21 protein-coding genes are annotated in these 21,844 nt (G+C 59.9%); 12 read left to right on the top strand and 9 right to left on the bottom strand.

What is annotated here, in order from left to right:
* Positions 1-12 precede the first annotated feature (12 nt).
* The 6 genes from BLR72_RS12425 to fabD form a co-directional block, all read right to left on the bottom strand.
* Positions 13-900, bottom strand: a complete 888-nt coding sequence (locus tag BLR72_RS12425; protein ID WP_091948952.1) for a YicC/YloC family endoribonuclease — start codon at positions 898-900, stop codon at positions 13-15.
* A gap of 40 nt (positions 901-940) precedes the next feature.
* Positions 941-2,143, bottom strand: coding sequence for an endolytic transglycosylase MltG (mltG, locus tag BLR72_RS12420; RefSeq protein WP_036813190.1), 1,203 nt, complete (start codon positions 2,141-2,143; stop codon positions 941-943).
* Positions 2,144-2,234: 91 nt separating this feature from the next.
* On the bottom strand, positions 2,235-3,497 hold the full coding sequence (fabF, locus tag BLR72_RS12415) for a beta-ketoacyl-ACP synthase II (protein ID WP_027229799.1): 1,263 nt from the start codon (positions 3,495-3,497) through the stop codon (positions 2,235-2,237).
* Between the two features lie 109 nt (positions 3,498-3,606).
* The gene (locus BLR72_RS12410) at positions 3,607-3,843 is read right to left on the bottom strand and encodes an acyl carrier protein (RefSeq protein WP_008128530.1); all 237 of its coding nucleotides are present in this window, start codon (positions 3,841-3,843) and stop codon (positions 3,607-3,609) included.
* A gap of 258 nt (positions 3,844-4,101) precedes the next feature.
* Positions 4,102-4,839 (bottom strand): 3-oxoacyl-[acyl-carrier-protein] reductase, encoded by a 738-nt coding sequence (gene fabG / locus BLR72_RS12405; RefSeq protein WP_091948949.1) that lies wholly within the window; start codon positions 4,837-4,839, stop codon positions 4,102-4,104.
* Between the two features lie 17 nt (positions 4,840-4,856).
* The gene (gene fabD, locus BLR72_RS12400; protein ID WP_091948946.1) at positions 4,857-5,801 is read right to left on the bottom strand and encodes an ACP S-malonyltransferase; all 945 of its coding nucleotides are present in this window, start codon (positions 5,799-5,801) and stop codon (positions 4,857-4,859) included.
* Between the two features lie 459 nt (positions 5,802-6,260).
* On the opposite strand from fabD, the gene rpsF reads away from it, so the two are divergent.
* The 11 genes from rpsF to BLR72_RS12345 all read left to right on the top strand — a co-directional run bounded on the left by rpsF (position 6,261) and on the right by BLR72_RS12345 (position 17,750).
* Positions 6,261-6,689 carry a 30S ribosomal protein S6 gene (gene rpsF, locus BLR72_RS12395; protein ID WP_027229802.1) on the top strand — a complete coding sequence of 143 codons (429 nt, stop codon included), beginning with the start codon at positions 6,261-6,263 and terminating at the stop codon, positions 6,687-6,689.
* Positions 6,689-6,937, top strand: a complete 249-nt coding sequence (rpsR, locus tag BLR72_RS12390) for a 30S ribosomal protein S18 (protein ID WP_027229803.1) — start codon at positions 6,689-6,691, stop codon at positions 6,935-6,937. The genes rpsF and rpsR overlap by 1 nt, the downstream gene beginning before the upstream one ends.
* A 140-nt stretch (positions 6,938-7,077) precedes the next feature.
* Entirely contained in the window at positions 7,078-8,046 is a 969-nt protein-coding gene (locus BLR72_RS12385) for a DUF2232 domain-containing protein (RefSeq protein WP_027229804.1), read from the top strand.
* A gap of 19 nt (positions 8,047-8,065) precedes the next feature.
* Positions 8,066-8,635 (top strand): 50S ribosomal protein L9, encoded by a 570-nt coding sequence (gene rplI / locus BLR72_RS12380; RefSeq protein ID WP_091919068.1) that lies wholly within the window; start codon positions 8,066-8,068, stop codon positions 8,633-8,635.
* 367 nt (positions 8,636-9,002) lie between these two features.
* The gene (locus BLR72_RS12375) at positions 9,003-10,283 is read left to right on the top strand and encodes an SAM-dependent methyltransferase (RefSeq protein ID WP_027229806.1); all 1,281 of its coding nucleotides are present in this window, start codon (positions 9,003-9,005) and stop codon (positions 10,281-10,283) included.
* Between the two features lie 364 nt (positions 10,284-10,647).
* A complete protein-coding gene (locus BLR72_RS12370) occupies positions 10,648-12,141 on the top strand; it encodes a replicative DNA helicase (protein WP_027229807.1) in 1,494 nt (497 codons plus the stop codon).
* Positions 12,142-12,145: 4 nt separating this feature from the next.
* On the top strand, positions 12,146-13,312 hold the full coding sequence (gene alr, locus BLR72_RS12365; protein WP_091948943.1) for an alanine racemase: 1,167 nt from the start codon (positions 12,146-12,148) through the stop codon (positions 13,310-13,312).
* Positions 13,312-14,712 (top strand): DNA repair protein RadA, encoded by a 1,401-nt coding sequence (gene radA, locus BLR72_RS12360; protein ID WP_027229809.1) that lies wholly within the window; start codon positions 13,312-13,314, stop codon positions 14,710-14,712. Before alr ends, radA begins: the two co-directional genes overlap by 1 nt.
* 41 nt (positions 14,713-14,753) lie before the next feature.
* Complete coding sequence (locus tag BLR72_RS12355; RefSeq protein ID WP_027229810.1) at positions 14,754-15,353, top strand: CvpA family protein; 600 nt, start codon at positions 14,754-14,756, stop codon at positions 15,351-15,353.
* Positions 15,354-15,491: 138 nt separating this feature from the next.
* A complete protein-coding gene (gene purF, locus BLR72_RS12350; RefSeq protein WP_175492349.1) occupies positions 15,492-16,985 on the top strand; it encodes an amidophosphoribosyltransferase in 1,494 nt (497 codons plus the stop codon).
* A gap of 12 nt (positions 16,986-16,997) precedes the next feature.
* A complete protein-coding gene (locus BLR72_RS12345; protein WP_091948940.1) occupies positions 16,998-17,750 on the top strand; it encodes an SDR family NAD(P)-dependent oxidoreductase in 753 nt (250 codons plus the stop codon).
* Positions 17,751-18,092: 342 nt separating this feature from the next.
* Here BLR72_RS12345 and BLR72_RS12340 read toward each other — a convergent pair whose 3' ends face one another.
* Entirely contained in the window at positions 18,093-19,034 is a 942-nt protein-coding gene (locus tag BLR72_RS12340; RefSeq protein ID WP_139202529.1) for a helix-turn-helix domain-containing protein, read from the bottom strand.
* A gap of 144 nt (positions 19,035-19,178) precedes the next feature.
* On the opposite strand from BLR72_RS12340, the gene BLR72_RS12335 reads away from it, so the two are divergent.
* Positions 19,179-20,213 (top strand): alpha/beta hydrolase family protein, encoded by a 1,035-nt coding sequence (locus BLR72_RS12335; RefSeq protein ID WP_244506690.1) that lies wholly within the window; start codon positions 19,179-19,181, stop codon positions 20,211-20,213.
* Between the two features lie 18 nt (positions 20,214-20,231).
* Here BLR72_RS12335 and pssA read toward each other — a convergent pair whose 3' ends face one another.
* Both pssA and BLR72_RS12325 read right to left on the bottom strand, forming a co-directional pair.
* Positions 20,232-21,080 (bottom strand): CDP-diacylglycerol--serine O-phosphatidyltransferase, encoded by an 849-nt coding sequence (pssA, locus tag BLR72_RS12330; protein ID WP_091948936.1) that lies wholly within the window; start codon positions 21,078-21,080, stop codon positions 20,232-20,234.
* Positions 21,081-21,089: 9 nt separating this feature from the next.
* Complete coding sequence (locus tag BLR72_RS12325; RefSeq protein WP_255695364.1) at positions 21,090-21,821, bottom strand: phosphatidylserine decarboxylase; 732 nt, start codon at positions 21,819-21,821, stop codon at positions 21,090-21,092.
* Positions 21,822-21,844: the final 23 nt, after the last annotated feature.

The following is a 21,844-nucleotide window of genomic DNA, read 5'->3' as shown; positions in this document are numbered from 1 at the left end:
TGTTGAACATGATTACTCCAGATTCTGAATTTGCTCGCGCAATTGATCCACAACGGCCTTCAGGTCAAGCCCAATTGTCGTGATCGATGCCGCATTGGCCTTTGAACAGAGCGTATTGGACTCGCGATTGAATTCCTGCGTAAGGAAATCGAGCTTGCGGCCAATGCCATTGCCTTCTTTCAGAAGCGCGCGCGCCGATGCCACATGCATCTCCAGCCGGTCGAGTTCCTCTTGGATATCCGCCTTGGTGGCGAGGAAAGCCGCTTCCATGTGCAGGCGCGCCTCATCGAGAGCAGGCGCCGCATCAAGAAGAAGGGCGACCTGAGCGGCGAGACGGGCACGAATGGCTTCTGGCGAGCGGCTCGGATCAAGCCGCGCCTGCTGCACAAGCATCTCGATCGTCGTGATCTGCACCCGCAATATCTCGCCGAGCGCCTTGCCTTCGGCCTGACGATTATGCGCGAGTTCGATGAGCGTTTCATCAAGCACAGCCAGGACCGCGTGTTCGAGTTCGCTCTGGTCGCCCGGCAAGACCACCTCCTGCGGCACGTCCAGCACGCCGCGCAATGCCATCAGGCCCTCCGGCGTCGACGGCGCGAGGCCGTACTCCTCGCGAAGATGTGCCGCGATGGAAGCCAACTCTTTGAGGAGCGGCTCGTTGACGATGGCGCGACCGATATTGGCTGTGCGATCCACGGTCAGCGTCGCCTGGAAGTTGCCACGCTTGAAATGCTGCGCGACGAAATTGCGCGCCTTCTGTTCGATTGCTTCAAGCCCTGACGGCAGTCGAAACCGCACGTCGAGACCCTTGCCATTGACCGATTTGATCTCCCAGGAAATCTGTGCGCCGGCCATATTGCGAAGGTGCCGGGCAAACCCCGTCATGCTTTGCAGTGACATTGTGCCCCCTCGAGCCCGGCTTCAATGCGGGCTCGTCCGTTTAGTTGCCGCTATCGACGTCCGGTGCGGCGTTCTTGTCGCCTGTCGCCGCCTTGGCCGCCTCATCCAGGCGATTCTTCTCGACCTCGCGCCAGCGCTTCACATTATCATTATGTTCTTCAAGCGTCGCAGCAAACACATGACCGCCGGTCCCGTCGGCAACGAAATAAAGCTCGTTGGTCTGCGATGGATGGGCAACGGCCTCCAGCGCATCGCGCCCGGGATTGGCAATCGGCCCAGGCGGCAGCCCGTTCACCGTATAGGTGTTATAGGGTGTCGGCTTTTCGAGGTCCGATTTCAGGATAGGCCGATCCGTCGGCTTGCCCTTGCCGCCGAACAAACCGTAGAGGATCGTCGGATCAGACTGGAGCCGCATTTTCTTGTTGAGGCGGTTGATGAAGACAGCGGCGACGCGCGGGCGCTCATCCGCCTTGCCGGTCTCTTTCTCGACGATTGAGGCAAGCGTGACGAATTCATCGATGGTCTTCAGCGGAACGCTGGGGTCGCGACGCTCCCAGATGTCGTCGACAAGCTTCTTCTGGTCGGCCTGCATCTTCTTGACGAGTTCCTCGCGCGTCGTGCCGCGTGAGAAGCGCATCGTATTGGCAAAGAGCGAACCTTCCGCCGGCAAAACTGCGGGCAGATCACCAGTGAGAACATCGTCCTCCTGAATGCGCTCGAAAATCTGCTCGACCGTCAGTCCTTCGGGAATTGTCAGCGAATGAAGCACGGACTTGCCGCTGCGCAGGAGATCCATGATCTCGTGCATCGACGCCCCGGCCTTGATCTCATATTCGCCGGCCTTCATATCGTTCTGAAAGCCGTAGGCGCGCACTGCATATTTAAACACGCGGGCATCGGAAATGATGCCCCGGCGCTCAAGCCCGTCGGCAATCTCGGCAAAACCTGTACCGCTCTTCACCACGTAATTGGTTGTAACTTCGGTAGGCCCCGCCTCGTTGAAGGCGATTTTGCCGAAGTACACCGCAGCGGCGGCGGCCAACACCACCAGCACAACCAGCGAGAACAGAAAATTCGCGAAAACGACGATCTGGCTGCGGGCGCGCCGCGAACGCTTCTTCGGCGCAGGCGGGGGCGTACCCGGCTCAGGACGCAAAGCTTCCGACGCCGATTGCGGCACGATCGGTTTGCGCGCCGGCGCACTGCCGGCGTTCGCGTCTCCAGACTGTTGATCTGAGCTCACTCAAGCACCTCGGATATCCTCTGCTCTAGAGCCGGTAGAATCGATTGCGAATATGGCGAAAGCGCGAATGAGCGCTCCCGCCATGCTTGCATCACTGTTGATAACGCCGCAATACGAGCGAAGCGTTCGTGCCGCCGAAACCGAAGGAATTGGACAGGGCGATATCGATCTTGCGTTCGCGCGGCTTGTGCGGGACGAGATCGATCTTGGTTTCCTTCGACGGATTGTCGAGATTGATGGTGGCAGGCGCGATATTGTCACGAATGGCGAGGACGCAGAACACAGCCTCGGTGGAACCTGCCGCGCCGAGAAGGTGGCCGATCGACGACTTCGTCGAAGACATCGAAATTTTCGATGCAGCATCGCCGACAACGCGCTCGACCGCACCGAGTTCGATGGTGTCGGCCATCGTCGAGGTACCGTGCGAGTTGATGTAATCGATATCGTCGGGCGTTATTCCAGCGCGCTTCAGCGCCATTTCCATGCAGCGCTGCGCACCTTCGCCGTCCTCGGACGGGGCGGTGATGTGATAGGCATCGCCAGAAAGACCGTAGCCGATCACTTCAGCGTAAATCTTTGCACCGCGTGCCAGGGCATGTTCGAGCTCTTCAAGGACGACAACACCAGCGCCCTCGCCCATGACGAAGCCATCGCGGTCCTCGTCATAGGGCCGCGAAGCAGCCGTCGGATCATCGTTGCGCGCTGTAGACAGCGCCTTGCATGCAGCAAAGCCGGCAAGCGAAATGCGGCTGACCGGTGATTCCGTACCGCCGGCAACCATCACGTCGGCATCGCCAAAGGCAATCAGACGCGAGGCATCGCCGATCGCATGCGCGCCGGTCGAACAGGCGGTAACGACCGAATGGTTCGGCCCGCGCAGCTTGTGCTTGATCGAAACGTGCCCGGAGGCGAGATTGATCAGGCGGCCCGGAATGAAAAATGGCGAAATGCGCCGGGGACCTCTGTCCCGGAGCGTATAACCAGCCTCGACGATACCCTCGAGACCGCCAATGCCCGATCCGATCAGCACGCCGGTGCGAATCTGGTCTTCATCGCTCTCCGGCGCCCATTTGGCATCGGCAAGCGCCTGGTCGGCGGCCGCCACGGCGTAGATGATGAATGGATCGACCTTGCGCTGCTCCTTGGGCTCCATCCATTCATCCGGATTGAACGTCCCGTCGGTGCCGTCGCCTACCGGAATGCGGCAAGCGATCTTGCAGGGCAGATCATCAACTTCGAATTCCGTGACGCGCCGGGCACCACTTTGGCCTGCGAGCAAACGAGACCAGGTGGCTTCAACACCGGATGCGAGAGGAGACACCAGCCCAAGGCCGGTTATGACAACGCGCCTCATGGCCGATCCTTCAATGTCATATGCAACATGATTATTTCCGGCTCCACGCATGAACGAGGAAGGCAGAACACCTTACATCACCATCCACGCGGTGGCGAGCCGAACGAAATCAGGCCTGTGCCTTGTCGATGAACTTGACCGCATCGCCGACTGTCAGAATCGTCTCAGCAGCATCATCGGGAATTTCGACGCCGAATTCTTCTTCAAAGGCCATCACGAGCTCGACAGTATCAAGGCTGTCGGCGCCCAGATCGTCGATGAAGCTCGCACCATCGGTGACTTTCTCGGCATCAACGCCCAGATGTTCAATGACGATTTTCTTGACGCGTTCTGCAGTATCACTCATGTGGAACCTCAACCTGTTTGTTTTTTCCTATGCCTTGGTTAGCGGCACGGATGACTCTAATCAAGCAATAAGATGGTTGTTTTACCCTGTTCGGCAGCCAAAACACCCACCCATGCGGCTCTTTCCTTGCGGAATTTGAAAGGACATCAAATCGGTTTGACTGCCCAAACTGGTGCGCGACTTATCACGCTTTATTCGTCGCCTCAATCTCATAAATGGGATTGGGCCCAATACCCACCGATACCTGCACTAACAGGCTCAAATCATTGCCATGCCGCCGTTGACGTGAATGGTCTGGCCGGTGACGTATGCGGCCTCGCTGCTGGCAAGGTACGCAACCGACGAAGCAACCTCGGCACCGGTGCCCATGCGGCGCATCGGGATGGCGGCCATGATGCTTTCCTTCTGCTTGTCGTTGAGCTTGTCGGTCATGGCCGATTCGATGAAACCGGGCGCGACGCAATTGACCGTCACGTTGCGGCTGGCAATCTCTTGCGCCAGCGACTTCGTAAAGCCGATAAGGCCGGCTTTTGACGCAACATAGTTGGTCTGGCCCGGATTGCCGGTCACGCCGACGACGGAAGTGATGTTGATGATGCGGCCATAGCGGCGGCGCATCATCGGATGCGTCAGCTCGCGTGTCAGCCGGAAGACTGCCGTCAGATTGACCTCGAGCACGCTGTCCCAATCGGCATCGCTCATGCGAACGAAAAGACCGTCCTTGGTGATCCCGGCATTATTGACGAGGATGTCGACCCCTTCGAGGTCGGCTTCCGCCTTCTCGCCGAGCGCCTTGACCTCTTCGCGGCTCGAAAGGTTGGCCGGGAAAATCTTGACGCGGTCGCTGAATTCGCTGGCCAGGGATTCCAGTTTCTCGACTCGGGTGCCATGCAGGCCGACTGTGGCGCCCTGTGCGTGCAGCATCCGCGCGATCGCCTCGCCAATGCCCCCTGTCGCGCCCGTCACGAGCGCCTTGCGGCCGGTCAGATCAAACATGGTATGTCCCTCTTGTCTCAGGCGTTGAGCGCGGCGACTGCCGCATCGATGTCTTCCGGCGTACCGATGGCGACCCCGGAAATGTCCTTGTTGATACGGCGGGCAAGTCCGGACAGTACTTTGCCGGCACCGATCTCATAGAGCGTCGTCACGCCATTTGCGCCGAACCACTCGACGGTTTCGCGCCAGCGCACCTGGCCGGTGACCTGCTCGACCAGCAGCCGGGCGATTTCATCGGCGGATGTGACAGGCGCTGCGCGCACATTGGCAATGAGCGGCACGATCGGATCCTGCATGCGCACAGCGGCGAGCGCTTCGCGCATGGCCTCCGCCGCCGGCGCCATCAGTGCCGAATGGAAGGGCGCGGATACGGGCAGCATGATAGCGCGTTTTGCGCCCTTCGCCGTTGCCAGCGCCGCCGCCACCTCGACGGGGGCCTTCGCCCCGGAAATCACCAGCTGGCCGCCGCCATTGTCGTTGGCGATCTGTACCGGTCCCCCGGCAGACGCCTCCTTGCAAACGGCTTCGACATCGGCGTGCTCCAGCCCGATGATGGCTGCCATAGCGCCCTCGCCGGCGGGAACGGCCTTCTGCATGGCATTGCCGCGAATACGCAGAAGCCGGGCCGTGTCGGCGAGCGAGAAAGTGCCGGCCGCGCAAAGTGCCGAATATTCGCCGAGCGAATGCCCGGCAACGCAGGCGACCTTGTCCTTCAGCGAAACACCCTTTGCCTCAAGGACGCGCAGGACGGCAATGGAAACCGCCATCAGCGCCGGCTGGGCATTGGCTGTCAGGGTGAGGGTCTCTTCCGGGCCTTCCCAGATGATTGCCGATAGCTTCTCGCCAAGGGCTTCATCCACCTCGTCGAACACTGCCTTGGCTTCCGCGAAGTTGTCCGCCAGCGCCTTGCCCATGCCGACGGCCTGGCTTCCCTGTCCCGGGAAGGTGAATGCTATGGACATGGAAGGGCCTCCAATCGTTCGCTCGCTTGTCAATCTGACGCGCGATGTGCCTATCGGCAAGCGCGAAGTCAAGCTTTGATGCTGCAGCGGCCGGCAAGCCCACAGTATTGAACCAATTGTTATATTGACTGCGACGGCTGTATTTGGGCAAGCTCGCGCGAAATCTAAGGCCTCAATCGGCTTTCAATCGTCCGATCCCGCTGCATCGAATATTCTCGGGCGGGCGGGTTGCTTCTTTGACCTTTTGCCCGTATAAGCCGCCCGTTCATTGCTCGGCGTCAGCTGGGGGCTGAACGGAGGGCCGGATCAAGCATCCGTCGAAGCGTAAAGCTTCAGCCTCCCGTGTCTCCGCTCTCGATCGTCTCCATCAGCGTCCTTTCTTCCCCGGTCTTCCGGCAGAGAGATTCGCAGAGGTTTACCGTTGATACCGGGCAATACTAACGAAGAAAGGCAAAGACAATGGCTCTTTATGAACATGTGTTCCTTGCCCGACAGGACATTTCGCAGCAGCAGGTCGATGCGCTTGTAGAACAGTACAAGGGCATCATCGAGACCAATGGCGGATCAGTCGGGCGTATCGAAAGCTGGGGACTGCGTGCCCTCACCTATCGTATCAACAAGAACCGCAAGGCGTATTACTCGCTTCTCAACATCACTGCTCCGGCAGCGGCTGTTGCAGAACTCGAGCGCCAGCAGCGCATCAATGAAGACGTCCTGCGCTTCATGACGATCCGCGTCGACGAACACGAGGAAGGCCAGTCGGCCATGCTCGCACGTCGCGACGATCGCCGTGATCGTGACGACAACAAATTCGGTGGCCGCGACGACGATCGTCCGCGCCGTCCGCGTCGTCCGCGTGACAACGAAGCCGGTGAAGGAGCAGAATAATGGTTGATATCAATCAGATCCCGACCCGCCGTCCGTTCCATCGCCGCCGCAAGACCTGCCCGTTCTCGGGTGCGAATGCGCCGAAGATCGACTACAAGGACATTAAGCTCCTGTCGCGTTACATTTCCGAGCGTGGCAAGATCGTTCCTTCCCGTATCACGGCTGTCAGCCAGAAGAAGCAGCGCGAACTCGCCCAGGCGATCAAGCGCGCACGTTTCCTCGGCCTCCTGCCCTACGTTGTGAAATAAGACAAGACCGAAGGCGGCAGCCCAGCCGCCGCCTTCCTTGCCATCCGCGATGGGCGCGGGCCTGGCGAACAAAAAACCCAAGTTGAGGCTCTGGTCGAAGAACCGCCTCTAACTGCTCAAGAAGCAGGACAGCGAGCGAAATGAAACTGACTGCAAAAGATATTGGCGTTGGAGTAATGGCGGGGCTCGCAGCCGCGCTGCTCTCGGTCGGCGTCATCACGCAGTCGACGCTCGCCATGGCGCTCCTGCTCTTTTCCCCGCTTCCGATTTTCGTTGCCGCCCTCGGCTGGGGCACCGGCGCGGGCTTCATTGCCGCCCTCTCGATGGCCGTTGCCGTTTCGGTGCTTGCCGCACCGACCGCGGCCATCGTCGTCGTGCTTATCACGGCGCTCCCCGCCGCGGCAGCTTCCTACTTCATTGGCCTTGCACGTCCTGCCGAGGAGATCGGCGGCCCTAAAGATACCTATGTCTGGTACCCGATCGCCGACATGCTGCTTCGCCTCGCGCTGATCGTCGGCGCAAGTTTCATCGCCATCGGCGTGATGATCGGCTTCGGCGATGATTTTGCCGCGCAGCTTGCCGCGTCGCTTGGACAGCAGCTTGCCGCGAGCAATCCAGAACTTGCCGCCAATGCGGAAGCCGTTCAGGACATGGCGCTGTTCGTCGTGCGCGTCCTGCCGGCCATGCAGCCCGCCGTCTGGGTGATGATCATCGTCGCCAATCTCTACCTTGCCCTGCGACTCACCGCAGCGTCGGGCAAACTGCGCCGTCCGAGGGATGACTGGCCGCGCGCCCTGCGCATGCCCCGCCCGGCGCTCGCCGTCTTTGCAGTTGCCTGTGCCGCGTGCTTCCTTCCGGGCGGTATCGGCTATGCCGCAACCGCCTTTGCCGGCGCCCTTGGTGCCTGCTTCATCATGGCCGGCTTTGCCATGCTTCACGCACGGACACGCGGAGCCGCGTGGCGTCCTGTGGCGCTATGGTTCGCCTACTTCGCCGTGATGCTCTTCGTCTTCGTGCTTTTCTTCTTCCTTCTCGCCGGTCTGTTCGACACATCGCGCAGCGCTCCGGTTTCGAAGGCTGCGAATACAACACCCAACAACGACAATTGAACTTGAAAGGAAACTCAAAATGGAAGTCATTCTTCTCGAACGTATCAGCCGCCTCGGCCAGATGGGCGACACCGTCAAGGTAAAGGACGGCTTTGCCCGCAACTTCCTCCTGCCGCAGGGCAAGGCTCTTCGTGCAAACGAAGCCAACAAGAAGAAGTTCGAGGGCCAGCGCGCCCAGCTCGAAGCCCGCAACCTCGAGCGCAAGTCCGAAGCCCAGGCAATTGCCGACAAGCTCAACGGCAAGACCTTCGTCGCCATCCGCTCGGCCGGCGAGACCGGTCAGCTTTACGGTTCGGTATCGACGCGCGATATCGCCGACCTGATCACGGCCGAAGGCTTCTCTCTCAACCGCAACCAGGTTGAACTCAACCTGCCTATCAAGACGATCGGCCTCCACAAGGTCGTTCTCGCCCTGCATCCGGAAGTTGAGGCATCGGTCACGATCAACATCGCCCGCACGGCCGACGAAGCCGAGCGTCAGGTAAAGGGCGAAGACCTTACCTCGGCTCAGGCGATCTACGGAATTGAAGAAGCTCCGCTTTCGGACGAATTCTTCGACGAGGACGAAGAAGGCGAAGAAAACGCCTGATAGTACTTCGGTTACCATGAGGTAACTGCTTTACTTGAGTCGCACAAAACACCCGGCAGAGATGCCGGGTGTTTTTTTGCTTTTCAGAATGAAAAAATTGAGTAGATTTACTTGTCCTACCCATGCCCGACCTAGACTCAAGGTTGAGTCTTCTAGAGCAAAGGATATCCAAATGGCACCATTCTGCCGGAGGAAATTCGGGATACGGTCAAAGGGTCCGGCTAGACCGATCGCATCGGTCGAGCCAAAGCCTGCAGAATTTATTCCGAATCTGCCCGGAACGCCGGGTTTCCGCCCAAGAAGACATACCTTTTGGACATCCTTTGCTCTGATGGCCGAGCTCTATCGTCAATGATGGAGATTGTTCATGAATGCCATTCTAAAGGCTGCACTATCACGGCTGATCCACACTGGTACCCTTGTAATAACGGACGCCTCGGGCAAATCCCGGACGTTTGGCGATGGAACGGGCGAACCGATCGCCTTTCGCATCAACAGCGCCGCCGCAGAGCGGAAAATCGCGTTCGACCCGTCGCTGCACTTTGCCGAAGCCTATATGAACGGCGAAATCGACGTTCTTGACGGCAATATCTACGATGTCCTCAAGATCATATTCGAGAATACCGGGGCAACGGTTGCCCGGGAACCCTGGATGCTGGCAATCGAAGGCATCCGCCGCGCCACACGCAGACTGCACCAAATGAACACGCTGACCCGCGCATCGAACAATGTGCAGCGGCACTACGACCTTTCGGGAGACCTTTATCGTCTCTTCCTCGACAGCGACATGCAGTACTCCTGCGCCTATTTCGAGCGCCCTGACGCGACGCTCGAAGAGGCGCAGCTTGCGAAAAAGCGCCATATTTCCGCAAAGCTTCTCGCCAGGAAGGGCCAGAAGGTGCTCGATATCGGCTGCGGCTGGGGTGGCCTCGGGCTTTACCTTGCCAAATATCTCGAAGCAGACGTTACCGGCGTTACGCTTTCGCAGGAGCAGCATGGCGTTGCCAACAAGCGCGCCTTCGATGAAGGCCTCTCGGCACGCGCACGCTTTGATCTGCGCGACTATCGCACGCTGGAGGACGGTTTCGACCGCATCGTTTCCGTCGGCATGTTCGAGCACGTGGGCGTTGGCCATTTCGCCGAGTATTTCCAGCACACGGCCCGGCTTCTGAAAAAGGATGGCGTGTTCCTCCTGCATTCCATCGGCCGTTCGGACGGTCCGTCCTACACGAATGCGTTCATCCAGAAATACATCTTCCCAGGAGGCTATATCCCGGCCCTGTCGGAAGTCGTCCCGCATATCGAGAAGGCAGGCCTTGTCGTCACCGATATCGAGATATTGCGTCTCCACTACGCCGAGACGCTGCGTATCTGGCGCGAGCGCTTCATGGAAAATCGCGAACAGGCCAAGGCGATCTATGACGAACGCTTCTGCCGGATGTGGGAATTCTATCTCGCCGCCTCGGAAGCTGCTTTCCGCTGGCAGAACCTCGTCGTGTTCCAGATCCAGCTGGCGCACCAGCAGGAGGCCGTGCCGCTGACCCGCGACTATATATTCGAGGCAGAAAAGCGGCTGAGGCGTCTCGAATGCGAGCGCAGTTCCGCCAACAGCCAGGTCAATACGAAGGAGTCGGTAGCGGGGCGCTAGGCCGCCCCTCTTCCCCTTCGCCGTCATCTTGCGCCCGGTATGCCCAAGATCACCCTCGGGCCCATGCTGCCGTTATCCGGTCCGTCCCGAGGATCCGTTCCCCACGAAAGAATCAGCGCTGGTCTCACTTTAGCTGTGCGGAGCGGCCAGCGTTCGCACAGCTTATTGCCGCCTGCAATTTGCACAATTTCCTACGCCGGGTGTAGATTCAGGAGGGCGAATCGCGCCCCGAATCTGCCTCTCTGAGTCAAGCTTCAAACAATCCGAGTCTGCTTTTGTTGTGGATTGAAATGTATGTTTCGACCCCGCATTGCGCGGTCAAATGCCCGGTGGCCATAGTGAAGGGATAACAGGAAAAGGCGAAATGGCTGAAGCAACGGTACGCAAGATCAATGAGGCCCGCGACGCCTTCTACAGGGAGGCTCCCAATAATATCGAGGCGGAGCAGGCCCTTCTGGGTGCCATCCTGGTCAACAATGATGCGTTCTACCGCGTTTCCGATTTCCTGAAGCCGACCCATTTCAACGAACCTTTGCACCGCAAGATTTTCGAGATCTCATCCGACATGATCCGGATGGGCAAGATGGCGAATCCGGTGACGCTGAAAACATTCGTGCCAGCCGACGAGAAGGTCGGCGACATGACGGTCATGCAATATCTCGCCCGTCTCGCGGCCGAAGCGGTGACAATCATCAATGCCGAGGATTACGGCCGCGCCATCTACGATCTTGCGACCCGCCGCGCGCTGATCACCATCGGCGAGGACATGGTCAATATCGCCTATGACGCTCCCGTCGATGTCGCACCGCAAGGCCAGATCGAGGACGCTGAGCGGCGGCTGTTCGAGCTTGCCGAAACCGGCCGGTACGATGGCGGGTTCCAGACCTTCACCGACGCGGTGAAGTCCGCGGTCGACATGGCCAATGCCGCCTTCATGCGCGACGGCCACCTCTCCGGCATCTCCACCGGGATACGCGCACTCGATGCGCGCATGGGCGGGCTGCAGCCTTCCGACCTTATCGTACTCGCCGGGCGTCCCGGCATGGGTAAGACCTCGCTTGCCACCAACATCGCGTTCAACATCGCCGCGGCCTATGAGCCGGAACAGCAGGCGGATGGCAGCTTCAAGGCCAAGAATGGCGGCGTCGTCGGCTTCTTTTCGCTCGAAATGTCGTCGGAACAGCTGGCGACGCGTATCATTTCCGAGCAATCGGAGATCAGCTCCTCGAAAATCCGCCGAGGCGAAATAAGCGAAGCCGATTTCGAGAAGCTGGTCGCCTGCTCGCAGCATATGCAGCGCGTGCCCCTTTATATCGACCAGACCGGCGGTATCTCGATCGCCCAGCTTGCCGCAAGGGCACGGCGGCTCAAACGGCAGCGCGGGCTCGACGTTCTCGTCATCGACTATATTCAGCTGATGCAGGGGTCTTCCAAGCGCGCCTCGGAAAACCGTGTTCAGGAAATCACCGAGATAACAACCGGCCTGAAGGCGCTTGGCAAGGAACTGAACACGCCGATCATCGCCCTCTCCCAGCTTTCCCGCCAGGTGGAAAGCCGTGAAGACAAACACCCGCAGCTCTCGGACTTGCGCGAATCCGGCTCGATCGAGCAGGACGCCGACGTCGTTCTTTTCGTTTATCGCGATGAATACTATATCAAGAACAAGGAGCCGAAAGTAGGGACGGAAGAGCATTTCAAGTGGCAGGCCGATCTCAACGAGGCTTCAGGCAAGGCGGAAGTCATCATCGCCAAGCAGCGCCACGGCCCGACAGGAACCGTGAGGCTTGCCTTCCAGTCAGAGTTCACGCGCTTCACCGATCTTGCCGAGGATTCGCATCTTCCCGAACGATTCGAGTGATGATTTGAACAACAAGACCAATGTGACCACGACCGGCGCCGACCCGCGGCTGGCTGGCGGGCGTCTGACCATCGACCTAGATGCCCTCATTGCCAACTGGCAGCTTCTCGCGGAGAAATCGAAGCCAGCCGAAACGTCGGCCGTGGTCAAGGCCGACGCTTATGGGCTCGGGATCGTGCATGTCGTGCCCGCCCTTTGGCAGGCTGGCTGCCGCAGCTTCTTCGTTGCGCTTGCAGAAGAAGGTTTGCGGGTCAAAGCTGTTGCCCCGGATGCGCGCGTGTTCGTCCTCAACGGATTTTTCGAGGGCGCATTTCCCGCCTATGAGCAATCGGACCTCATCCCGGTTCTCGGATCGCCCCACGAAATCGAGCTTTGGGAGCGCGCAAATTCTGGTCGTCCCGAGCCGCTGCCATTCGCCTTGAATGTAGATACCGGCATGAACCGCCTCGGGCTAACGGTTGACGAGGCGCTGGCATATGCCGCAAGGCCCGGCGCACCCGCCCCGGTGCTCCTGATTACCCATCTCGCGGCGGCCGACGACACAGCCCACGCCTTGACGGCCAAGCAATTTGAATCATTTCAAAAGCTTCGAGCCGCTTTCAAAGGCATTCAGTCAAGTATCGCCAACTCGCCCGGCGTCTTTCATACCTTGCATACGGGCTTCGATTTGAGTCGCCCAGGCGTTGCCATGTATGGCGGCGAGCCGCTCTCCGGCGTTGCCAATCCGATGCGTCCCGTGGTGACGGTGGAGGCGCGCATCGTACAAATCCGTAACGGCCGCAAGGGCGAGACGGTCGGTTACGGCGCCACCGCGACGCTCGAGCGCGATACGCGGATTGCGATCTGTTCGGTCGGCTACGCCGATGGCTACCTCCGCTCGGCCTCGGGAAGCGGCGTGCCGTTGCGCGGCGCTGTCACCAAGGGCGGCGAAGGGTTCATCGCTGGTCAGAGAGTGCCCGTGATCGGCCGCGTCACCATGGACCTTACCTCATTCGATGTGACGGATCTTCCGTCAGACGCCGTAAAGCCCGGGGACCTTATCGAACTGATCGGCGCCAACATTGCGCTGGATGAGGCCGCGCGCGCCGCCGGCACCATTGGCTATGAGATGCTCACCAGCCTCGGCAATCGCTATCACCGCCGCTATCTTTATTCGGGAAAGCGTAGCTGATGGCCAAGGCCCGGGTTCAATTCATCTGCCAGAACTGCGGCGCTGTACATTCACGCTGGGCGGGGAAGTGCGACGAATGCGGTGAGTGGAACACGCTGGTCGAGGAAGGCACCTCCGGCGGGATCGGGAGCGGCCCGGGACGCCTTTCGGCCCGCAAGGGGCGAGCCGTCGCCCTCACCAGCCTCTCTGGCGAGATCGAGGATGCGCCGCGTATCCGCTCCGGGATCGGCGAACTCGACCGTGTGACTGGCGGTGGATTCGTACGCGGTTCCGCCATTCTCGTCGGCGGCGATCCAGGTATCGGCAAGTCCACATTGCTGACGCAGGCGGCAGCAGCGCTGGCGCGGCGTGGCAACCGCGTCGTCTACGTCTCGGGTGAAGAGGCGGTGGCGCAGATCAGGTTGCGCGCACAGCGCCTCGGCGCTGCGGACACCGATGTGCAGCTAGCGGCCGAGACCAATGTCGAGGACATTCTGGCGACTATCGCCGATTCGAAGCGCCCCGACCTCATCATTATCGACTCGATCCAGACCCTTTGGACGGACGCGGCCGATTCCGCGCCCGGCACGGTGACGCAGGTACGCGCCGGCGCACAGGCGATGATCCGCTATGCCAAGCAGACTGGCGCCGCCGTCGTTCTCGTCGGCCATGTCACCAAGGAAGGCCAGATTGCCGGTCCGCGCGTCGTCGAGCATATGGTCGATGCCGTGCTCTATTTCGAGGGCGAAGGTGGCCATCACTACCGCATCCTGCGCACGGTGAAGAACCGCTTCGGACCCACTGACGAGATCGGCGTCTTCGAAATGTCCGACCGCGGCTTGCGCGAAGTTGCGAACCCATCCGAGCTTTTCCTCGGCGAGCGCAACGAAAAATCCCCGGGCGCAGCGGTATTTGCAGGCATGGAGGGCACGCGCCCGATCCTCGTCGAGATTCAGGCGCTGGTTGCGCCGTCGACGCTCGGAACACCGCGGCGCGCGGTAGTCGGATGGGACGGCAACCGCCTGTCGATGATTCTCGCCGTGCTCGAAGCCCATTGCGGCGTTCGGTTCGGCCAGCATGACGTTTATCTGAACGTCGCCGGCGGTTATCGCATTACTGAACCGGCCGCTGATCTCGCCGTCGCCTCTGCGCTGGTTTCCTCTATCGCCGGTATTGCCCTTCCGGCCGATTGCGTCTATTTCGGCGAAGTCAGCCTATCGGGCGCCGTGCGCCCGGTTGCACATGCTGTACAGAGACTGAAAGAAGCAGATAAGCTTGGCTTCAAGCAGGCGGTTCTTCCCAAGGGAAGCAACGATGTTGCCAAGAACGGCAATGCCGCTCTGACCGAAACGGCTTCGTTGCCGGACCTTGTGGCCCGGATCGCGGCTTCGGGACCAGGCAAGAAACAACGCGCAGACTGACCGGATGGGGCCATCGGGCAGTGACATGGGGATGAAAGTAAATGCCGATTACGTTGCTTGACGGAATTCTATTGGGCATCACCCTCGTATCGGCGGTCCTCGCCATGGTGCGCGGATTTTCGCGTGAAGTGCTGTCGGTTGTTTCCTGGGCAGCGGCGGCAGCGGCCGCCTATCTCTTTTACAAGCCTGTTGTTCCCTTCCTCACCCCGTACATCAGCAACGACACCATCGTGCAGATTGCAGCGGCGGGCCTTGTCTTCGTCGTCACGCTGATCGTCGTGTCCATTATAACCATGAAGATTGCCGATTTCATCATCGACAGCCGCATCGGCGCGCTCGACCGCACGCTCGGCTTCCTGTTTGGCGCAGCGCGCGGCATACTTCTCGTTGTCGTCGCCATGCTGTTCTTCAACTGGCTCGTGCCGGAAAACCAGCCAGCCTGGGTTGGAAACGCCAAATCGAAGCCGATGATCGACCAGCTTGGCGCGAAACTTGTCGGCCTTCTGCCGGAAGATCCCGAATCGACCATCCTGAAGCGGCTGAAACCCGGCACGACCGCGCCGGAAGCATCGCCCGACGCGACGACTGCGCCGGAACCGAAGGAAGATATCCCGCCGGAAGGTGGTGCGACAAACCAGTGACTTGGAGTCTTGGCACTTATACACCATATAGGGGCTTCGATTGACACGTGGACGCGGGTCCTGCCCTGTTAGTCGATTGCCTCCTATGGCATAATATGAATTAGGCTCAATTGAATCTGCGGCGAAAGGCTGGCGGTAATGACCGACATTTCTCGTGACGATACCCAATTGATGTCCCTCGATGACGACACACTGCATGAAGAGTGCGGTGTGTTTGGCATTTTGGGGCACACCGATGCGGCCACGCTGACGGCGCTCGGATTGCATGCGCTGCAGCACCGCGGGCAGGAAGCTGCCGGTATCGTTTCCTACGACGGACGCCAGTTCTGCTCGGAGCGGCGCATGGGCCTTGTCGGCGATCACTACACCAACCCCGCCACGCTTGCCCAGTTGCCGGGGGACAGGGCCATCGGCCATGTGCGCTATTCGACGACGGGCGACACGGTTCTGCGCAACGTGCAGCCGCTCCTCGCCGAGCTTGAAGTCGGTGGCATCGCCATCGCCCATAACGGCAATTTCACCAATGGACTGACCCTGCGCCGCCAGTTGATCGCCGACGGTGCGATCTGCCAGTCGAATTCCGATACGGAGGTCGTCCTCCACCTTATCGCGCGCTCACGCCATGCCTCGTCCAGCGATCGCTTTATCGACGCGATCCGCCAGATGGAAGGCGGCTATGCGATGCTTGCCCTCACCCGCACCAAGCTGATTGCCGCGCGTGATCCGATCGGCATCCGCCCGCTCGTCATGGGCGAACTCGACGGCAAGCCGATCTTCGCATCCGAGACCTGCGCGCTCGACATCATTGGCGCGAAGTTCATCCGCGACGTGGAGAACGGTGAAGTCGTCGTTTGCGAGATCCAGCCGGACGGCTCGATCAGCATCGACGCCTTCAAGCCCCAGGCTCCGAAGCAGGAGCGGCTCTGCCTGTTCGAATATGTGTATTTCGCCCGTCCTGACTCCGTCGTCGGCGGCCGCAACGTCTACACCGCGCGCAAGAACATGGGCATCAACCTTGCCAAGGAAGCGCCGCTTGAGGCCGACGTTGTCGTACCGGTTCCAGATGGCGGCACACCCGCCGCGATCGGCTTTGCCCAAGCCAGCGGTATCCCGTTCGAGCTCGGCATCATCCGCAACCACTATGTCGGACGCACCTTCATTGAGCCGACGCAGTCGATCCGCGCTTTCGGCGTGAAGCTGAAGCATTCGGCCAACCGTGCCGTCATCGAAGGCAAGCGCGTCGTTCTCATCGACGACTCGATCGTGCGCGGGACAACGTCGGTCAAGATCGTGCAGATGATCCGCGATGCCGGGGCGAGCGAAGTTCATATACGCGTCGCGAGCCCGATGATCTTCCACCCGGATTTCTATGGCATCGATACGCCGGACGCCGACAAGCTCCTCGCCAACCAATACGCCGATCTCGACGCCATGTGCCGTTACATCGGCGCGGATTCGCTGGCGTTCCTGTCGATTGACGGTCTCTACAAAGCCGTCAGCGGCCAGCCGCGCGATTCCCGTGCGCCGCTGTTCACCGATCACTATTTTACTGGCGACTATCCGACCCGCCTTCTCGACAAGGATGGTCCGAGCAACGTCCACAAGCTCTCGCTTCTCGCAAATAACGGTTGAGTTCACGACACAATGATTTCTGACGGCAGTTTCCGGCTGGACGGCAAGCTTGCGCTTGTCACTGGCGCATCCCGCGGCATCGGCTATTTTCTGGCGAAGGACCTTGCCGCACGCGGCGCCCATGTCATCGCCGTCGCCCGGACAGTCGGAGGGCTCGAGGATCTCGACGACGAAATCAAGAGCGTGGGCGGTAGCGCGACGCTTGTGCCGCTCGACCTGACCGACATGCCAGCCATCGACCGGCTGGGCGGCTCGATCCACGAGCGTTGGGGGAAACTCGACATCATGGTGGCGAACGCCGGTTTCCTCGGCACAATATCGCCGATCGGCCACGTAGAGGCAAAGGTCTTCGACAAGCTGATGGCGATCAACGTGTCGAGCGTATGGCGCCTGATCCGCACCACTGATCCGCTCCTGAAACTCTCGGATGCCGGCCGTGCGCTGTTCCTTTCCTCAGGGGTCGCCCACACGGCGAGAGCCTATTGGGGTCCCTATGCCGCTTCCAAGGCCGCCGTCGAGGTGATGGCGCGCAGTTGGGCCGAGGAGACTCGCCAGACGCGCCTTCGTATCAACTCGGTCAATCCGGGCGCAACACGCACGGCAATGCGCGCCCAGGCAATGCCCGGCGAAGATCCGGAAACCTTGCCGACGCCGGGCGACGTTGCCGCCCAGATCGCGCTTATGCTTGACCCGGCACTCGATGTCACCGGCAAGCTCTATGACGTGCGCGAAGGCAAGCTTCTGAGCTACAACGATCCGAGCTAGAGTCTCCGTATTCGTCGGCTGGTGTTGTTGCCATTTTCTGTTGGCTCGGAGCACGGCTCTTGCGAGAAGCCATGATTGCGGTCTTGGCGACCTTTGAATCGTTCTGCCGGAAGGCATTGATTTCACATCGCCCCTCCTCTCCGCCGGGATCCTCGATGATGGCGGTGGGAGCGTATAACGGCGGTAGAAACGCGGCGGTGCAACGGATGACGGCCGTGGAGGCTAGACAACGAGTCGTATCCGCTTGGTCGGTCTGGCGTTCAGTTCCCATTGCAGTGCACGCCACGCCTTGGGGCTCATGCCGGTAACGCGCAGGAATTCGCGATTGAAGTTGGACTTTGTCTAAAAACCTGCATCGAAAATGATGCGGGTTATCGGATCGTCCGTATTTGCGAGCAGGCGGCACGCCTCCTTCACGCGAAAATCATTGACATATTGCGAGACGCTCATTGCCTTGACGCGGTTAACCGCGCCCGACACCTGACGGGTGGAGAGGCCCATTTTTCGCGCAAGCCGGTTGAGGTTAAGATCGACGTCCCGGTGCAGGCTCCGCGTTTGCATCAATTCGTCAAGCGACGCAGCGATACGGGCATCCTCCGCGCTCGGCACCGGAGACGGTATTTCATTGCCGCTTCCATCGTCTTCAGATGCGGGTTGGCTAGTTCCTGCAACGGTCGCCGAGGTTCCAAGAATCAGCAGGGCAAGGACATTGCCTATGGCCACGATACCGCCGGAATGGGTTCCGCCTGTTTCGGCGAAATCAAGGCTGATGATGACATCGATGAAACCGGAGCCAAGGATCGCGAACGCTGTGATTTGAAGCGCCCTATAGGCGTTTCCGACACCGTCAAGCCTCGAAGAACCAAGCGCATTCGGCCCGAGCCAGGCCAGCCATGTCAGCGCGCTGCCATAGCCGAGAAATATCACGATAAGGGCGAGCGAAATCGGCATCGGCCAGAACGCCACGAATGCCAAAATCATCAACGCCGGCAGGGCATGCAATAAAAGCAGCGGCCGATTGCGCGGCGAGCGCCCGTCGCGCAAGCCTTCGAAACTGAGCCATGCAAGAGCCGGGATAATTGCAGCCAGTATCGCCTGCACAGGCAGGAGTGCGACGATGTCGTATCCCCAGCGCGTTCCTATCACCAGTGATTGCAGGGCGTAGACTGCGATCAAGGCCGCAAAGAACAGGTTTGGCTTATTCCCATCGCTTCGCCTCACCATCTGGATCAGCAGGATAGCAAGCAGCAAGGCAACGACATACGGCAACGGGACAAATATCATCTGCACTCAATCCGTGAATTCGGCACCGGCAATATGTCCTCCATCGCGATTGCGGACGACCTGAAACGCAATTGAGGTCGTTATCATACGGGAATTACACTGCGATCAAGGCTCGACCAACTCTAACATGTGGAGCCCGGAAGCATGCTGGATATTCTCGCCTCATTTATCGCACTCTTTTCGACAATCGCCATGCGTGCGGCCATCCCCGCGCTCGCAATTTTTGGCTCGCCGGAACTTGCTGATGCAGCAGGGTTTCAAACGCTGACCGTGCCCTCAAATAGAAGCGGACCAGAATTGCAAGGCGCCGTCTGGTATCCGTGCACAAAGATACCAGGTGCGGTGAAATTTCGCTTCGATACGCTCAATGTCGCCCAAGATTGTCCCGTGACGGGCGAAAAGTTGCCGCTGATTATCATTTCGCACGGCGTCGGCGGCTGGTTCGGCAATTTTCACGTCCTCGCAGACAAGCTTGCCGATGCAGGTTTTGTCGTCGCCGCTATCAACCATCCTCGGGATGCCGGTCTCTCGGATTCCCGAGACCCCGGCGACATCGCTTCAATGACGCAGCGCCCGGCGGATACGACAAGGCTCGTAACCTTAATGCTCGGCTCCTGGCAGGATGCGTCGAGGCTTGATGCGGGCCGCATCGGGTTCTTCGGATATTCCAGAGGCGGCTTTACCGGCCTAGCGCTGCTCGGCGGACGACCTGACTGGAACCTGCTGCTAACAAATTGCCCTACCTATCCCGGCAATCGCTTCTGCGAACAAATCCGCGCCAGTGCGATAGGCCCCCTCACATCCGATCCCCGTATAAAGGCTGCTGTGGTCGTCGATCCAGCAGGCGGCAGCCTGTTCACCCGCGCAGGTTTGAAAGACGTGACAATTCCTGTGCAGCTCTGGGGATCAGAACGCGGCGGCGATGGACTTTCGGTCAAGGATGCCGCGACGATTGCCGCCAACCTCCCACGCAAGCCGGAATTTCATTTCGTTGCCAATTCAGGGCACTTTTCGTTCCTGCCGCCGTGCGGCCCGGAACTGGCAAAACTTGTTGCCGACTCCGAACCCGAAATCTGCGCCGACGCATCGAATTTCGACCGCGTTGCGTTTCACAAGGATTTCAACGCGGAAATCCTCGCATTTTTCCGCAAGCAATTCATGAAACCCAAGCCCGAGTAACGACCATAAACCCGAGCCTCACGACGATGCGGCTTCGGCGTCGTTGTTTGGAGAAGCGGTAGCGGCGCTGAGCGCATCCGCCGCTTCGAAGCGCTTCCAGGCGCGTGTGCTGAAAGGCAGGCTGATGAAGAAGGCGATCGTCGTCAGTGTCAGCGTTTGCCATGTGTAGCTCATCAGGAACGCAACGTAGACGACGATGAACAGGAAAATCGGCATGACCCAGTCGGAGCGCAGCTTTGTACCCGCCGCCTTGCCGCTATAGACCGGCAGACGGCTGATCATCAGGCTGGCGACAATCACCGTGTAGGCGGCCGCCCCGAAGGCGAGAGCCCGCGTCGGGGCAAGTCCGAGAAAGCCGAGATAGACCGGCAGCATTACCAGAAGCGCGCCGGCGGGTGCTGGAACGCCCGTAAAGAAGTTCTTTTGCCAGGCCGGCTGGCCGACGGCGTCGAGCATGACGTTGAAACGGGCAAGGCGCAGGCAGCAGGCGATGCAGTAGAGCAGCGCCGCGATCCAGCCGAAAGACCGCGCCTGATCGAGCATATAGGCATAAAGCACGAGGGCCGGCGCAACGCCGAAATTGACGATATCGGCGAGCGAATCCATCTGGGCGCCGAAATTGCTCGAGCCCTTCATCATGCGGGCGATACGTCCGTCAATGCCGTCGAGAAAGGCGGCAAGCAGCACCATGGCAACGGCGAGTTCGAAGCGATTCTCGAAGGCGAGCCTTATGCCCGTCAGCCCGGCACAGATGGCGAGCACAGTGATCACATTCGGGACGAGATAGCGCAGCGGAATTCGCCTGCCCCGCGGTTCGTGTGCCCGAGGCTTGTCGTCAAACAGCGGATCGGATTCGATGTCGTTCATGCCGCAACCTCAGCTGATCCGCACCAGCGGCGCGCTCGCCGCCCCGCCGAATTCGGCGATGACGGTCTCGCCGCCAACCGCCATCTGGCCAATTGCGACGCGGGGGGTAAAGCCCTGGGGAAGATAGACATCCACCCGTGAGCCGAAGCGGATGAGCCCGAAACGCTCGCCGATCGACAGCGCGTTGTTCTCGTCAGCCCAGCACACGATGCGGCGCGCAACCAGCCCGGCGATCTGCACCACGGCGACCTCGCCATTCGGGCTTTCGATCAGGAGGCTGTTGCGCTCGTTCTCGGCGCTCGCCTTGTCGAGCTCGGCATTCAAAAACTTGCCCGGCTTGTGAACGATCGTCTTGATGCGTCCGCGCACCGGTGCGCGATTGATGTGACAAGAGAAAACGTTCATGAACACGGAAATGCGCGTCATCTCGCCGGTGCCGAGGCCGAGTTCGCGTGGGGGCACGGCTGGGCCCACCGCTGAAACAATTCCATCCGCCGAGCTTATGACCAGCTTGTCGTCGATAGGCGTCACGCGCTGCGGGTCACGATAGAAATAGATACACCAGGCCGTCAGCACGAAGCCGATCCAGAACAACGGCTCCCAGAAATAGCCGAGAATGATCGTCGCACCGGCAAAACCGGCGATAAACGGATATCCCTCCCGATGAATCGGCACAAATGTATTGCGGATGGTATCGACAAGGCTCATTCGTTGCTTCCTGCTGGTCCCGGTAACGCACACGCGAACCCAAGGCGCGCCAATGC

The sequence above is a fragment of the Phyllobacterium sp. YR620 genome (assembly GCF_900104165.1).
GTDB lineage: Bacteria > Pseudomonadota > Alphaproteobacteria > Rhizobiales > Rhizobiaceae > Phyllobacterium > Phyllobacterium pellucidum.
This window is presented reverse-complemented; position numbering and strand designations above follow the sequence as displayed.

What these genes read in the sequence shown, in the direction of transcription:
- BLR72_RS12410 (WP_008128530.1), bottom strand. Translation starts at nt 3,843, where the DNA reads ATGAGTGATACTGCAGAACGCGTCAAGAAAATCGTCATTGAACATCTG.
- BLR72_RS12355 (WP_027229810.1), top strand. Translation starts at nt 14,754, where the DNA reads ATGCCGATTACGTTGCTTGACGGAATTCTATTGGGCATCACCCTCGTA.
- fabF (WP_027229799.1), bottom strand. Translation starts at nt 3,497, where the DNA reads ATGAGGCGCGTTGTCATAACCGGCCTTGGGCTGGTGTCTCCTCTCGCA.
- BLR72_RS12335 (WP_244506690.1), top strand. Translation starts at nt 19,179, where the DNA reads ATGCTGGATATTCTCGCCTCATTTATCGCACTCTTTTCGACAATCGCC.
- rpsR (WP_027229803.1), top strand. Translation starts at nt 6,689, where the DNA reads ATGGTTGATATCAATCAGATCCCGACCCGCCGTCCGTTCCATCGCCGC.
- BLR72_RS12385 (WP_027229804.1), top strand. Translation starts at nt 7,078, where the DNA reads ATGAAACTGACTGCAAAAGATATTGGCGTTGGAGTAATGGCGGGGCTC.
- BLR72_RS12340 (WP_139202529.1), bottom strand. Translation starts at nt 19,034, where the DNA reads ATGATATTTGTCCCGTTGCCGTATGTCGTTGCCTTGCTGCTTGCTATC.
- rpsF (WP_027229802.1), top strand. Translation starts at nt 6,261, where the DNA reads ATGGCTCTTTATGAACATGTGTTCCTTGCCCGACAGGACATTTCGCAG.
- radA (WP_027229809.1), top strand. Translation starts at nt 13,312, where the DNA reads ATGGCCAAGGCCCGGGTTCAATTCATCTGCCAGAACTGCGGCGCTGTA.
- fabD (WP_091948946.1), bottom strand. Translation starts at nt 5,801, where the DNA reads ATGTCCATAGCATTCACCTTCCCGGGACAGGGAAGCCAGGCCGTCGGC.
- BLR72_RS12370 (WP_027229807.1), top strand. Translation starts at nt 10,648, where the DNA reads ATGGCTGAAGCAACGGTACGCAAGATCAATGAGGCCCGCGACGCCTTC.
- rplI (WP_091919068.1), top strand. Translation starts at nt 8,066, where the DNA reads ATGGAAGTCATTCTTCTCGAACGTATCAGCCGCCTCGGCCAGATGGGC.
- BLR72_RS12375 (WP_027229806.1), top strand. Translation starts at nt 9,003, where the DNA reads ATGAATGCCATTCTAAAGGCTGCACTATCACGGCTGATCCACACTGGT.
- BLR72_RS12425 (WP_091948952.1), bottom strand. Translation starts at nt 900, where the DNA reads ATGTCACTGCAAAGCATGACGGGGTTTGCCCGGCACCTTCGCAATATG.
- BLR72_RS12345 (WP_091948940.1), top strand. Translation starts at nt 16,998, where the DNA reads ATGATTTCTGACGGCAGTTTCCGGCTGGACGGCAAGCTTGCGCTTGTC.
- pssA (WP_091948936.1), bottom strand. Translation starts at nt 21,080, where the DNA reads ATGAACGACATCGAATCCGATCCGCTGTTTGACGACAAGCCTCGGGCA.
- fabG (WP_091948949.1), bottom strand. Translation starts at nt 4,839, where the DNA reads ATGTTTGATCTGACCGGCCGCAAGGCGCTCGTGACGGGCGCGACAGGG.
- purF (WP_175492349.1), top strand. Translation starts at nt 15,492, where the DNA reads ATGACCGACATTTCTCGTGACGATACCCAATTGATGTCCCTCGATGAC.